At 63.4% G+C, this 13,451-nt stretch carries 9 protein-coding genes and 2 pseudogenes; 5 read left to right on the plus strand and 6 right to left on the minus strand.

The window, feature by feature from the left end; translation table 11 throughout:
- Positions 1–169 precede the first annotated feature (169 nt).
- Entirely contained in the window at positions 170–2,164 is a 1,995-nt protein-coding gene (locus ACQS5P_RS07010) for an AMP-binding protein (RefSeq protein WP_428940184.1), read from the minus strand.
- A 42-nt stretch (positions 2,165–2,206) separates the two neighbouring features.
- On the minus strand, positions 2,207–3,049 hold the full coding sequence (locus ACQS5P_RS07015) for an alpha/beta fold hydrolase (RefSeq protein ID WP_428940185.1): 843 nt from the start codon (positions 3,047–3,049) through the stop codon (positions 2,207–2,209).
- Positions 3,050–3,304: 255 nt separating this feature from the next.
- Between ACQS5P_RS07015 and ACQS5P_RS07020 the strand changes: the two genes are divergently transcribed.
- From ACQS5P_RS07020 to ACQS5P_RS07030, 3 genes are all read left to right on the plus strand, one after another.
- Positions 3,305–4,900 (plus strand): glycerol-3-phosphate dehydrogenase/oxidase, encoded by a 1,596-nt coding sequence (locus tag ACQS5P_RS07020; RefSeq protein ID WP_428940186.1) that lies wholly within the window; start codon positions 3,305–3,307, stop codon positions 4,898–4,900.
- Between the two features lie 245 nt (positions 4,901–5,145).
- Entirely contained in the window at positions 5,146–6,561 is a 1,416-nt protein-coding gene (locus ACQS5P_RS07025; protein WP_428940187.1) for a TadG family pilus assembly protein, read from the plus strand.
- A gap of 62 nt (positions 6,562–6,623) precedes the next feature.
- A complete protein-coding gene (locus ACQS5P_RS07030) occupies positions 6,624–8,000 on the plus strand; it encodes an ATP-binding protein (RefSeq protein WP_428940188.1) in 1,377 nt (458 codons plus the stop codon).
- 154 nt (positions 8,001–8,154) lie between these two features.
- Here ACQS5P_RS07030 and ACQS5P_RS07035 read toward each other — a convergent pair whose 3' ends face one another.
- From ACQS5P_RS07035 to ACQS5P_RS07050, 4 genes and pseudogenes are all read right to left on the minus strand, one after another.
- Positions 8,155–8,529: a hypothetical protein gene (locus tag ACQS5P_RS07035; protein WP_428940189.1), complete on the minus strand. Its 375-nt coding sequence runs from the start codon at positions 8,527–8,529 to the stop codon at positions 8,155–8,157.
- 121 nt (positions 8,530–8,650) lie between these two features.
- Positions 8,651–9,106 carry a DUF6984 family protein gene (locus ACQS5P_RS07040; RefSeq protein ID WP_428940190.1) on the minus strand — a complete coding sequence of 152 codons (456 nt, stop codon included), beginning with the start codon at positions 9,104–9,106 and terminating at the stop codon, positions 8,651–8,653.
- A gap of 21 nt (positions 9,107–9,127) precedes the next feature.
- Positions 9,128–9,975: pseudogene (locus tag ACQS5P_RS07045) on the minus strand (IS5 family transposase).
- A gap of 574 nt (positions 9,976–10,549) precedes the next feature.
- Positions 10,550–10,993, minus strand: a pseudogene (locus ACQS5P_RS07050) (RHS repeat-associated core domain-containing protein); the annotation flags it as partial.
- A 238-nt stretch (positions 10,994–11,231) separates the two neighbouring features.
- Between ACQS5P_RS07050 and ACQS5P_RS07055 the strand changes: the two are divergent.
- On the plus strand, positions 11,232–11,396 hold the full coding sequence (locus ACQS5P_RS07055; protein ID WP_428941002.1) for a transposase domain-containing protein: 165 nt from the start codon (positions 11,232–11,234) through the stop codon (positions 11,394–11,396).
- Positions 11,397–12,453: 1,057 nt separating this feature from the next.
- Positions 12,454–13,437, plus strand: coding sequence for a transposase (locus ACQS5P_RS07060; RefSeq protein ID WP_428939415.1), 984 nt, complete (start codon positions 12,454–12,456; stop codon positions 13,435–13,437).
- The last annotated feature ends 14 nt before the right edge of the window (positions 13,438–13,451 follow it).

The following is a 13,451-nucleotide window of genomic DNA, read 5'->3' on the forward strand; positions in this document are numbered from 1 at the left end:
TTCAGCGGCGCGACCGCTGCGACGCGCCGGCGTGTCACGGGCGTCGCGCTCCCGCAAGCGTTCGAACCCCGAGAACCGCGCACATGCGCGGCTGCGGCGCCGCGAACGCACTTTGCACGGCCCAGACGGCCGTGACACGGCGGGCGATCAACCTCGGCAACCATGCACCTCATCGGTTCTCCGGCACGGCGACGGGCTGGTTCTGGTCGTGCTTCGCATCCGCTTGCGGCGGCGACGGGCGTTTGCGCAGTTCCTTTTTCAGCGCCTTGCCCAGCAGCGAGCGCGGGATGCTCCCCACGAACTCGAAGCGCATCGGAACCTCGTACGGCGCCAGGTGTTCGCGACACAGCGCCTTAAGCTGCTCGATCAATGCCTCGCGATCCGCCTCGGCCTCCTTTGGCACGATCACCGCCGTGACAACTTCGGTATGCACTGGATCGGGCCGGCCGATCACCGCCGCGTCGGCAATACCGGGATGTCGCGCCAGCACGCGCTCGACCTTGGCCGGGTACACCTTCAGCCCGGAGCGGATGATCATGTCTTTCTTGCGGTCGATCACGTGGAAGTAGCCGTCGGCATCCATGCGCACGATGTCGCCGCTGCGAAGCCACGTCACGCCTTCGGAATCCTTGAACAGCGCGGCGCTGGTCTCGTGAGGATTGGCGAAGTACCCGCTCATGATCTGCGGCCCGGCGATGAGAAGTTCCCCCGCCTCGCCGAGCGGCACGTCCCTGTTTGGATCGTCCGGATCGGCCACGCGGCAGCGGGTGTCCGGCAGCGGAATGCCAATCGATCCGTAGCGGCATCGGCCCGGCAGATTCGCGTGGGTGACAGGCGAGGCTTCGCTCAGCCCGTAGCCTTCGATAACGCGCGATCCGGTGAGCCGCTCGAACCGCTCCGCCACCGCCTGCGTCAAAGGGGCCGCGCCACTGATGCAAAGCAAGGGATGAAGGATGGTGGATGAAGGATGAAGCGCGCTGCCGTCGCGTCTTGTTTCATCCTTGAGCCTTCTGCCTTCTGTCCCGGCTTGCTTCTCCAGCTCATTGCTGATTGCCTCGCAGATCGCCGGGACGATCGGGAAAACGGTCGGTTTGTGCCTGCGGAGCAGCTCGATGGTCTCGGATGCGACGAAGCGAGCCATGAGGATCATGCTGGCGGCGTTGAAGACGGCGCTGACCAGCGACAGCATCAACCCGTAGACGTGAAACATCGGCAGCACTGCCAGCACGCGTTCCTGCCCCGCCCGAGCCTGCATCAGGATCGACACCTGCATCGCGTTGGCCAGAAGATTGCGGTGCGATAGCTGCACGAGCTTGAGTGTGCCGGTGGTGCCGCTGGTGGGCTGCATCACCGCCGTCGCGAGCGGGCTGGGTTCGAGCGTCGGGGGCCGGGCCGGCGCGTCAGCCAGCAGCCTGGCCAGCGTGATGTGCTCGCATCCGGGCGTTTTGGTGTCCTCAGGGCCGCCGCTTTCCTGCCAGAGCTTGAACTGATACCCAAGCCGTTTGAGCAGACCCTGGTACGACTGAAGCGTGACCCAGACCCAGTGTTCGACAGTGGAACCGGCGCCGGCGGCGATGAGCGTCCGCGCCCGCAGATCCAGCCCGATCACCACCCGGGGACTGGTCAGCGCAATCAGGTGTTGCAGGTCATCCAGCCCCATCAGCGGCCCGGCGTTGACGACCACCGCCCCCAGCTTCTGGATCGCGAAGAAGCTGATGACGTATTCGGGGCAGTTGGGCAGCGCGAGGATGACCCGATCGTTCCTGCGCACCCCCAGCCGCGAGAGCCCCCCGGCCAGGCGGTTGGCTTCGGCCCGAAGTTCGGCATAGGTCCACGTGCGATCGTTGTAGATGATGGCGGTGGTGTCGCCGAAGCGTTCGGCGGTCTGATCCAGCATCCGCCCCAGTGTCGTGGTCGGATAGATCAGCGACCGCGGGATACCCGCGGCGGCATACTGCCCGTACCAAGCCGGTTCACGCGCCGCCGCTGGCCGCGCGGCATGATCGGCGGTCCGGGCCGAGGCGCGCTGACCGTTGCCACCGTTGCCGTTGTGGTGGCCGGGTGCCTGGGCATCGCTGCATGCTCCGGCAGCATCGCCGTCCTCGCCGTCGTGGTTGCGGCCAGCCTTCCACCAGCGCATCACTGTATCGACAGGTCCACGCATGCAGACCTCCACAGGCCAGGCAACAAAGCGGCCTCGGTTGAACTACGTCACTGACTGCAACTCCTTCCGACGTTTTGACGCCGCGAGCCGCGCTTCGCATCGCGTCAGAAACTCACGAATCATTTCCACAACAACGTCCGGCGCTTCGGTGATCGGGTTGTGACCACAGTCGGGAATCTGGCGAAACTCGCTGTGGGCAATCGCCCGCGCGATCCTGCGCCCGTAGCACGAGGGGATCAGCGCGTCCTGCTCGCCAGCGATCACCAGTGTCGGCGCCGCGATCTGATAGGCCGACTCGTGCACGTCGCTCTGCGCCAGACACAGCAACTGCCGCGCCACCGCTCTTCGCGGCGTCTTCTGTTCCCGCACGGTCTGAATCTTCTCTGTCACGGCCGCGGGGTTGGCATCGATGTAGCCCGGGGAGCTGCCCAGAATCTCGACCGTCCGCTCGAAGACGTCGCGCGGAAAGTAGCGCAACGCATGTCCGATCAGCCGCGCCATTTCCCGCAGGTATGGGCCGAACTCATGCGCCGTGGAGATCAGCACCAGCCGATCGACCCGCGACGGATGCTGCACCGCCAGCCACTGCGCGATCACGCCGCCCAGCGAGATTCCCAGCACATGCGCCCGATCGAGCTGAAGCGCATCCAGCAGCTCGACCAGATCCACCGCCAGATCGCCCATCACCCGCGCCGCTCGCTTCGGCTGGCTTCGTCCCATGCCGCGGTTGTCGGGCATGATCAGCGTGAACGAGTCGGCCAGCGGCCCGGCGACGTTGTCCCACATGCGGCAGGTTCGCCCCAGACCCGGGATCAGCAGCAGTGGATCGCCACTGCCGATCATCTCGAAGTAGCAGCGAACATCGGACAGTTCCACGAAGGGCATGCGTAGGTGTCCTGCTTTGGGAAGCAACCTGGTTGCCAGACCGCCAGCGAACTGCCTCTGAGAGAACTCTAGTAGAGATACGCTGTGCGGGCGCGGACAGTTTGCGGTCTGGCCGCGTCAAATCCGCCGGGCACACGAGGAAGTGGGCAGGTTGATCCGCGCGTGCGAGGAATGCGGATGCAAATATGGAGGACCAATTGCTCCACTGTAATCACTCGTGATCTTTGGCACAAACTAAGCATGTATAGTTTGTTCATGCAGCGCGATCAGGCGATCGTCCGCATCTTCGACGATTCGCAGGTCTGGGACATCATCGTCATCGGCGGCGGCGCCACCGGAGTGGGCGCGGCGCTGGATGCCGCCAGCCGCGGATACCGCTGCGCCCTGCTGGAGCAGAGCGATTTTGGCAAGGCCACCTCCAGCCGATCCACCAAGCTTGTGCACGGTGGCGTGCGCTATCTGCGACAGGGGCGGCTGCGGCTGGTGGCCCAGGCGCTGCGCGAACGCAATCGCCTCCGCCACAATGCGCCGCATCTGGTCCACGATCTGCCGTTTGTCGTGCCGATCTATCAGTGGTGGCAGCGGCCCTGCTACGCCGCCGGGCTGGCCATCTATGGCTCGCTGAGCGGGCCGTGCGGATTCGGCCGGCCCCGCAGCCTCACCCGCACCCAGACGCTGGAGCTTCTGCCCGGCATCCGCGACGAGCATCTGGCCGGGGGCATCCTCTATCACGATGGACAGTTCGACGACGCCCGACTGCTGATCAACCTGGCGCAGACCGCCGCCGAGCACGGCGCGGCGATCGCCAACTATGTTCAGGTGATCGGTCTTGTTCGCGGCGAGTCGGGCACGGTGCGCGGCGTGGTGGCGCGCGATCTGGAAACCGCACGCGAAATGCAACTTCGCGCTCGCTGCGTCGTCAACGCCACCGGCGCATTCTGCGATTCGCTGCGATTGCTTGACGATCAACAGGCCCGGCGGCTGATCGCACCCAGCCAAGGCTCGCACATCGTTCTGCCCGCCCGGTTCCTGCCCGGCAATGCCGCGATGATGATTCCAAGAACCAGCGACCGCCGACTCATCTTCGCGATTCCCTGGCATGGGCACGTGCTGGTCGGAACCACCGACATCGCGATTGACCGCCCGCCGCTGGAACCGGCGCCCCTCGATGCCGAGATCGACTTTCTGCTTCACACCCTGTCTCGATACCTTGGCAGCGCGCCAACTCGAGCTGACATCCTCAGCACCTTCGCGGGAGTGCGACCGCTGGTCGGTCAATCGCCGCGCGGCGCCCGAATCCCAACCGCACGCCTCTCACGCGACCACTTCATCGAAATCGCGCCATCCGGCCTGGTCACGATCACCGGCGGCAAGTGGACGACCTACCGCGCCATGGCCCAGGAATGTATCGACGCGGCGGCGCGGGTCGGGGGCCTTCCCCGACGACGCTGTGTCACCAAGGATCTGCCGATTCATGGCTGGACTGCGACGAACCACCAACCCCACGACGCCCTGGCCTGTTACGGCGCCGATGCGTCGGCGATTGGCGCACTGGCCAGCAGCGACCCTGCGCTGGCCGAGCGGCTTTGCCCACAGTTGTCGGTCATCGCGGCGCAGGTGGTTTGGGCCGCCAAGCATGAAGCGGCGCGCACGGTGGAAGATGTTCTGGCGCGGCGGACTCGCGCGCTGCATCTGAACGCCCGCGCGGCCATCGACATGGCGCCGGCCGTCGCGGAGTTGCTCGCCCGCACCCTCGGCCGGGATTGCGCCTGGGTGCAGGATCAGATTGCCCAGTTCCGCCTGCTGGCACAGAACTACCTGCCCACTGCCTCGCAGCACGAACCCATCTGATCCCGCTGACCGCCCGCTGGCGGAACTTCGAGCACAGCTTGCCCAGGTTTCGCCGAATCCGAAAATGTTTGCAGGCGACACAGCCTGATCAGCATTTTTGCATTGGCCTGCCACACGTCGCGGTTGTACCATATTTGGGTTCCATATTTGACGTGGGTGGACCAGTCAGCACTCACACTTCGTCGGTCGCAATACGTCAGCGGGCCATAGCAGGTCGTAACCCCACATCCGACGGGAGGCAGATGATGCTACGGACTCTGTTCCACCGGTCGTGCCGCGCCATGCGCGCAGCGCCGCGACACCAACCCCGCGGCTATCCGAGCAGCAAAGCCGGCCGAAACACCGGCGCCGTTCTGGTCTACATTGTGTTCCTGTTGATCGCCATGATCGGCTTCGTCGGTCTGGGGATCGACTGGGCCTATACCTTCTGGGTGGCCGGGCAGTTGCAGACGGCCGCCGACAGCGCGGCGCTGGCGGGCGTGCAGCACGTGTATACCGACCACGCCCAGGCGCGTGCGGCGGCGATCGAGCTGGCGGCTTCGAACTTCGCCGCCGGCGCCACCGTCGCACTGGCCGATAACCCGAGCAACGACCCCGCCGGAGACGTGGTGATCGGCGTTTACGATCCGAACACCCGCAGCTTTGCCCCCAGCACCGATCGCTTCCAGACCAACGCCGTACGCGTCCGCGCGCGGCGGGAAACCGGCTCCGTGCGAGGGCCTCTTCGGCTGTTCTTCGGCCCGATCTTCGGACGCGACAGCGTCGATGTGGCGCGATTCGCCATCGCCTTTGCCGAAGGCGGCCCAGCCCACTCTGACATCATTGCCCTGAATCTGCGGGATCCGATGTCGTTCTACCTGCACGGCGATGCCTACCTGGAAGTCCGCGATGGCGAAGGCGCCGTTCAGGTCAACTCCAGCAACACCACCAACAACGTCGGCGCGTCGCTGGTGCAGGGAACTAACCTCACATTCCTGGCCGGAGAGGTCAACGTCGTCGGCATGCAGTACGAGCGTGGCCGGCCGACCATTCCGCCGACCAATGAATTCCAGCCCGTCGAACCAGATCCGTATGCGGATCTGCCGGAGCCGATCGTGCCTTCCAGCGCCACCTATCCGGCAACCCCAGCAATCAACAAGACCGGCCAGTACTACCCCGGCTACTACCCCGGCGGAATCGACCTGACCAACAGCATGAACGCGTTCCTGCATCCGGGCGTTTACATCCTGGGCAATGGCCTGCACATCCGCGGCGATGCGACGCTGCGGGGCTATGAGGTGATGCTCTATATCGACTCGGGAAACATCGAGACCGGCAACGGCAACAGTCAGGTCTACCTCACGCCGCCGTCGGATGGCGTCTATGAAGGCGTGCAGATCTTCCAGGCGCGGGACAACACCGCCACCGCGAAATTCGCCGGCGGAACAACCTGGGATGGAGCACAGGTGGACGATCCCAGCACGCCAGATGTAGACGAATCCGCCATCGGAATGGGCGCGATCTACCTGCCTGTGGCCAAGTATGAGTTCGGTGGCACCGGAAACATGACATTCACTGGGCTGGTGGCCGACAAGATCGAAATCTACGGAACGGGCAACGTGTACGTCACCGGCGGCGGAGATTCCGAACAGGGTGTCACGAAAATCTACCTGGTTGAATAACGACCCGGGATGCCGAACACCCAACGCCGCATTGACCTCGCCGATAACCGGAGAAACCACGCGTGAGCATCCTCATTGAAACCACACCTGAAGGCTTCGCGTCCAGCTCGCCTGACAACGATGGCAACGAGCGTGATCGGAACTCGGCATTGCCGCGGATGATCCGCGCCGACGGCGTGCTGGCGCCGGCGGCGCCGGGTACTGTTGCCGAAACCGGTCTGGACGAACACGCGCTCATCGAGCTGCTGCTGAAGCTGATCAATTCCGTGCCCCGGCTGACCAGCGCCTGGGCCGGGCAACGCCTGTGCCTCCCCGAGCCGCTGATTGAAAAGCTGTTGTGGCAGATGAAGCAGGATCAGCTCGTGGAGATCCTGGGCCAGAGCGGGCAGTTCGACTACTGTTACACGATCACCGCCCGCGGACGTGAGCAGGCGCTGCGCGCCATGGAAGTTTGCGGCTACATCGGCCCGGCGCCCGTTTCGCTCGAATCCTACTGCGCCATGCTCGAACAGCAGCTTGCCCAACGGCAAGGCGTCGATCTGCAACAGGTTCGCCAGGCGCTGGCGCCGATCGTGCTGCCTGAGTCGGCCGTCGAGGTCGCGGCGCTGGCGGCGCTGTCGCAGCGAAGCCTGTTTCTCTTCGGCCCGCCCGGAAACGGCAAAACCAGCGTCGCTCGCCTGCTGCACCAGGTTCTGGCCGGCCAGGAGCTGTGGATCCCCCACTGCATCAGCATCGACTCGAGCATCATCCGCATCTTCGACCCGCACGTGCATCAGACGATCGACCAGACGATCACAACCGACGCGCTTGGCGGCGAGCAGATCGACCGGCGCTGGGTGCGCATTCGCCCGCCACTGGTCATCGCCGGCGGCGAAATGACCATGGCCGAGCTTGACCTGATCTTCAGCCCTTCGCTTCGCTTCTACGAGGCCCCGCCGCACGTCAAGGCCAATGGCGGAACGTTCATCATCGACGACTTCGGCCGACAGCGCGTCGATCCGCATGACCTGCTGAACCGCTGGATCATCCCGCTGGAACGGCAGGTCGATTACCTCACCCTGCACACCGGGCAGAAACTACAGATTCCCTTCCGACTGATGCTGACGGTGGCGACGAACCTGAGCGTGGCCGACGTCGCCGATGCGGCGTTTCTGCGACGGATGGGCTATCGCCTGCACCTGGAGACCCCGACGCCGCAGACCTGGGCCGAAATCTTCCGGCGTTACGCCGAAGGTGTCGGTGTGCAGGTTCCGCCAGGGCTGATCGAGAATCTCTTGAACCGATACGCCGCCGAGCAGCGTGAGCTGCGATGTTCCGAGCCGCGCGATCTGATCGAGCGTGCCCGCGACATCTGCCGTCTGTGCCGCCAGCCATTCAGGCTCGATGAGACGATCGTTCAGGTTGCATGGAACGCCTACTTCGGCATGACCGGCAGGTGATCGCAAGAAAGACTCCCGACCGCCTCAAATAAAAGCACGGGCACGCAACGGGAGGCCGTAGCTGCTCATCACCCCGCCGGTACGTGCCGCCGTCGGCTTGGTCTGCACCGCGCGTCATCCATCGCCAGGCTCGGGCGGTTGATGAAGATTTCGTTTAGCATGGCGCCGTCCGTCGCGTCGATCGCCCCCGCCGTTGCTCACGTCGCCCCCAGCCAGCCGTGGCTGAAGGCCGTCCGGTTCCCGTAAGGGCTGTACTCGTAGTGCTCAGTGAGCACCCCCCGTCCGGCAGCGAGCTGAGAAGCCCCAGCACGTTCCAGTTGGCATCACGGCAGGCCCAGAAAAACCGCTCGCAGCGGTTCTCGTCGGCCGGGCAGTACAGCAGTTCCTGGCTGACGCCCACCTGCACCAGCTCATCGATGTACTGCCTGCCCCAGACCAACTGCTTCAGGGCCACGTCCGAGCCACTGCGGATCTCCACGATGCTCTGGCCGTCGTGGTAGTAATAGTACTTGCAGTCCACGTCGGCCATGTTCTGCACGTCCTTGACGATCCGCCGCCCCAGGCCGTATATTCAGTTGTCAATGAGCAATAGTCCCTGGCAGAAACCGGTGATTGTCCCTAGGTTTCCGAAACTCCCGCCGCTGCCTTATTCAGGGTGACCTCACTACCGGTTGCCACTTGTTCGGGTCCAGAGTCTTTCGGATCGGGCTGCCATCCAGTTTGACGATCTCGAGTTCCGCCAATCTTCCATTCACAACATGAAGCAGAATATCAACAGGGACTCCATCGTCGTCCGCATCACGTACTTCAACCGGAACTCGCTGGTTCACATTGCCGGCCTCGAGGCCGCCAGCTACGTAGATCTCAAACGTCCCGTCCTGATGAAGCGTCCGAACGCGACATCGCGGTACCTGCGTCAGCAGCGCATCTCGGCCTGGAAATGGGCGTTCCAAGAGTTTCATGAGCATTGCCTGCTCACCACTGGTCGGTTCTCTAAAGTCGTCTTCGCACATAGTCCTGATCATCCTCCTACTTCGGGAACGCCGTGTCAACATTGATACTGCCATCTGGCAGGACATGTGCACGATACTCAACAAGCACGCCATTCACAGTAATCGTCTTAGAAACTATCTCATTTGCCCCATCCGGTAGAGCCTCCGATACCACAGCAGCGCGCACGCGAGTTTGATGGTGCCGAGGTAGTTGGATGACTTCTTACAATATCGCACGAGGATGCCGCGACACTTGCTCAGCCACGCGTGCGTTCGCTCGACAACCCATCGCCGCGCGGGATGCTTCTTGCGGTTGCGGCCGTCGAGTTTTTCCTGGCCGATCTGCTTGCAGTGCGGCTGGTAGCCGAACACCCGCGCGGTGGCGTCGGCGGGGGCGCCGCTGTAGCCCTTGTCCATGCACAGGTGCTGCTCCTGCTCGGTCACCGGGTTGGGCGGTTCGGTCACGACCGCTTCGAGCGTGTCCTGAAGGATCATGGAGTCGTGGACGTTGGCGCCGGCCACGACCACCGCGATCGGCCCGCCGTCGGCTTCCGTCAAAACGCTGCGTTTCGTTCCGTTTTTCGCTCGATCGGTGGGATTGGGTCCGACATGATCCCCCCAAAACGCGCCTTGGACATGGCCCCGTCGACGCTCTGCCAGGCCCAGTCCACGCCGTCGAGTTCCTCGCAGGCGCGCACGAGCAGTTCCCAGATGCGATCGAACACGCCACGCTCGATCCAGCGCTGCTGCGTGCGGTGCACCGAGGAGTCATCGCCGAACTCCTTGGGAAGCCGGTTCCACTGGCAGCCGGAGCGCAGGCGATAGATGATCCCGTCCAGCGCCCTGCGCTGGTCCACGCGCTGTCGATGCCCGCGGTGCGGCGGGTCCAGCTCGGCGAGGATCGGCAGGATCAGATCCCACAGCTCGTCCGGGCAATTCCAGATCGTGGGCAGGGGTTCGGCAACGCGTTTGGTTCTGGCCATCCTTGGCTCCGTGGTAAGATTCCTTCCACGAATATCGGCCAGAAGCGGTCAAATGAGATAGTTTCTTAATCGGAAGACGGCCCGGCTTTGGGTTCGCGCCAACCGTCGCTTTGATGTCAGCAATTATTGCGGCCTCCGCCTCCGCGTAGGTCACTGCTGCGCCAGTGAAGTGTCGGGATGCATGGGCTGTTTGGAACTTGATGATTCCACCGAACACTGCACCGGCTGCTTGCGTTGCCAACCCAGCCGCCGTCACGTCAACATTGTTAAGCCCTTCAATTAGCGCAGCCTCCACCGCCATCATGCGGCTGAGTTGATAATCGGCAACGGGGATCTTGCGCATGTTTTCTAGATTACAGCAGTTTTCAGAAACCCCGTTCAATGGGTATTCATTGATGTAATCGGCACCGTACGTAGTGAACCAGGAATAGATGTCAATCAATGCTGCACCCGGAATCCAGCGGTCAAGCCAACCGGGCACTTTTTCATGGGTGAAGAACACGTAGCAGGTGCTGTCGCGCTCGTCCCACCGAAAATATGGACCGTTCGCGTTCCAGGAGTACATCCCCCGGGGATCTAACAAAGCAACTGGTCGGCTCTTCAGGTATTCATACAGGCTAGTGCTGTCCCGGTACTCCGATGGATCCCTCTGCACAAACCTCCCCATCCCCGTATGCAGCATCCTCGCCCGGTTGTACACCAGCCCGAACTCCTCGTCGTGATACAAGCCCTGGTGCCCGAACTCGTTCAGCGGCCCCGGCGCACGGTAGCCGATCCCGTAGCTGGTCACCACCCCGCGGAATGTGCCGGCGGTGGGGTTGGCCAACATCCCCGCGTCCCCCGTCGGCAGGCTCGGGCGGTTCACGTACATGTCGTCCAGTACCCCCGAGTCCGTCGCGTCCACAGAGCCGCTGCCGTCGAAGTCGGCCCGGTGGAACCACTGCGAACCCGACTGGTTCACCATCGCATCATCCATCATCGCGTAATCCGTCGCGTCGATCGCCCCCTCGTGGCTCATGTCCGCGATCAGCCACCCGTGGCTTAAGACCGTCCGGTTCCCGTAAGGGCTGTACTCGTAGCGCTCGGCGAGCACCCCGCCATCCGGCAGCGAGCTGAGAAGCCCCAGCACGTTCCAGTTGGCGTTGCCGATGTACTCCAGGATGCCGCGTGACCTGTTCACTTGTCAAAGAGCGCGACAGGAGGCTGATCCGGCCACACGCGGCGCTCATCCCGAACAAAGACTCCCGACCCCTTAGATTTTCCCCAGCACCTGCCGCCGCCACGGCATCGATCCGCAGCGGTACCTGACACAACTGCTGACCAATCTGCCCGACACGCCGATGAGCCGGCTTTGCGCCTGGCTGCCGGATGTCTGGAAACAAGCCAACCCCGACGCCGCGCCGAAATTGGCCGGGGTGTAGGTCACGTCGCGCTCACTGTTGTTGTGCAGCGGGTGGGCCCAGTCTGCCTCCTAACACGCCACCGTCCCGCGCGGTGCCTGACGCAGCCGTTGGCCAATCTGCCCGATACGCCGACCAGTCGAAGTAGCCAACCCCAACGCAGCCACCGAAGGCGTTAACGTAAAATCGGTACGCGCTCGCTTCAGGTCCGTGCGCCGGACAGCGGAAAATGAAACGCGAGCCAAAACAAGATCCCCCACCCAAGCACCGATATCCCAAGCGCCGCTCCGGCCCACCCCAATCCACGCAAGGCTTTTGAATTTAGTATGCGTACAATCGCCATTAGGGGCACAAGAACCGAAACCGCCATTGCGATCAAGACAAACGGCGCAGCGAAAGACACTGACCCTGTGAAAGTGGAGCGATCGGGCGTCCATGACGGCATTCCCTCTATGGACCGTTCGATACTGTCGAGCACCTGAAGCAGTCCCAACACGGGAAGGGGCGAATCCACGAGCGCGACGATGAGTGATACTACCGCCAGCTTGCTGAGCCGGGTCTTCGTTAGCTGCCCACTGGCGTAGTCTATTGACCGCGGCGAGACGGGCGATTCGGCTTTCGGGTCCACGATGTTATCTCCCCGACAAACTTGTCGTCGACTGCTTCGGAACAACGTCAGAGATTGAAGCTTCCATTGCCAGCCGGGCTTGTTCAATCTTCGATGGCCTAATCATGCGATATCCAATCTTAGCTGGTCCCAGTAGGCCTGTACATCTTGATAGGCGTGGACAAACTGCCCGCTGTGACCAGTGATGAGATTATTGAACGTAGATGTTCCGGGAAGCGCGGTCTTTAGATTCACGCCGTCTTGAAAAACACGAGACAGGCCCGCCATGCTGTCCACCCCACCTAGCGGCGCGACGATACTTGATGCTCCGAACGCGAACATCTCGAATTCGTGTGTAGCGAGCGCCAGCACAACATCGGAATGGGAGACTCCTCGGCTCAGTCTCGACCCTCTCCAAGTTCGGCGCATGTTCGGTAGCGCCACGCCGATGCAGTGGGTACAAGCTGCGGGATGGAAACATCTCGATCACCATGGAAGGTCCTGCGGCAGGCCCATGAACTGGCCCTCCGCGTCTGGCCGGCCTACTCCTGCGACTGCAGCCGCCACGACTTCACGCTCCCGCAACTCTTCGCCTGCCTCGTTCTGCGCGAGCAGCTCAAGCTCAGCTATCGCAGGGCCGAGCAACTGCTGCGCGACTCGCCGCAGTGGCTGGCCGACCTCGGCATGTCCCGCGCCCCGGATCACAACACCCTCTGGCGGGCCTTCGGCACGCTTCTCAAGACCCGGCGCGTCAACCGCATGCTCGACCTGCTGGCCCAGCTTGCCGCCAAGGCCAAACTGCTGCGTAAGCTCGACTCGAGCAAGCCGCTGACCCTCGACAGCACCTGCTACGAGGCGCGTCACCGCTCACGCCATTACGACCGCGTCTGCCGCAAGATGCTCCTGCGCGATGGCGGCAAATACACCGAAAAAACCGATGCAGACGAGGTCAATCGCTCACGCTCGCGCCGGGCCCGGCAGATGCCGAAGCTGGCCCTGGCGGTGGCCTCGGCCTGTCACCTCATCCTGGCGGCGCGGGTTCATATCGGCTGCGGGTCCGATGCGCCGGACTTCGCGCCGCTGTTGTACCATGCGTGGCGGCGGGCCAATGTGAACGTCGTCGTCGCCGACGCTGGATACGACTCAGAGGCCAACCACCGCAGCGCCCGCCTGGACATGGGTGTGCGCTCGGTGATTCCCACGGGCATCGGGCGGCCGTCGAGCAAGCCGCCCGGCGGTCGATATCGCCGGCTGATGAAGCAGCGGTTTGCCCGCAAGGCGGACCGGCGAACCTACGGCCAGCGAGCGCAGAGCGAGACGGTCAACAGCATGATGAAGCGGAACTTTGGCGATGCCCTGCGTTCCGTGCAACGCCGCCGTCGCCGGCAGGAGATGCTCTTGCGGACCCTGACGCACGACCTCATGATCTACGCCAATTATGAGGGTCGAGACTGAGCCGAGACTCCTCC

Origin of the sequence: Fontivita pretiosa, from assembly GCF_050410795.1 — a bacterium.
GTDB lineage: Bacteria > Planctomycetota > Phycisphaerae > Tepidisphaerales > Tepidisphaeraceae > Fontivita > Fontivita pretiosa.

Excerpts from the sequence above, each read along its gene's own strand:
- ACQS5P_RS07040 (WP_428940190.1), bottom strand. The coding sequence starts at position 9,106 with ATGGCGTGCTTGTTGAGTATCGTGCACATGTCCTGCCAGATGGCAGTA.
- ACQS5P_RS07025 (WP_428940187.1), top strand. The coding sequence starts at position 5,146 with ATGCTACGGACTCTGTTCCACCGGTCGTGCCGCGCCATGCGCGCAGCG.
- ACQS5P_RS07010 (WP_428940184.1), bottom strand. The coding sequence starts at position 2,164 with ATGCGTGGACCTGTCGATACAGTGATGCGCTGGTGGAAGGCTGGCCGC.
- ACQS5P_RS07060 (WP_428939415.1), top strand. The coding sequence starts at position 12,454 with ATGGAAACATCTCGATCACCATGGAAGGTCCTGCGGCAGGCCCATGAA.
- ACQS5P_RS07035 (WP_428940189.1), bottom strand. The coding sequence starts at position 8,529 with ATGGCCGACGTGGACTGCAAGTACTATTACTACCACGACGGCCAGAGC.
- ACQS5P_RS07015 (WP_428940185.1), bottom strand. The coding sequence starts at position 3,049 with ATGCCCTTCGTGGAACTGTCCGATGTTCGCTGCTACTTCGAGATGATC.
- ACQS5P_RS07020 (WP_428940186.1), top strand. The coding sequence starts at position 3,305 with ATGCAGCGCGATCAGGCGATCGTCCGCATCTTCGACGATTCGCAGGTC.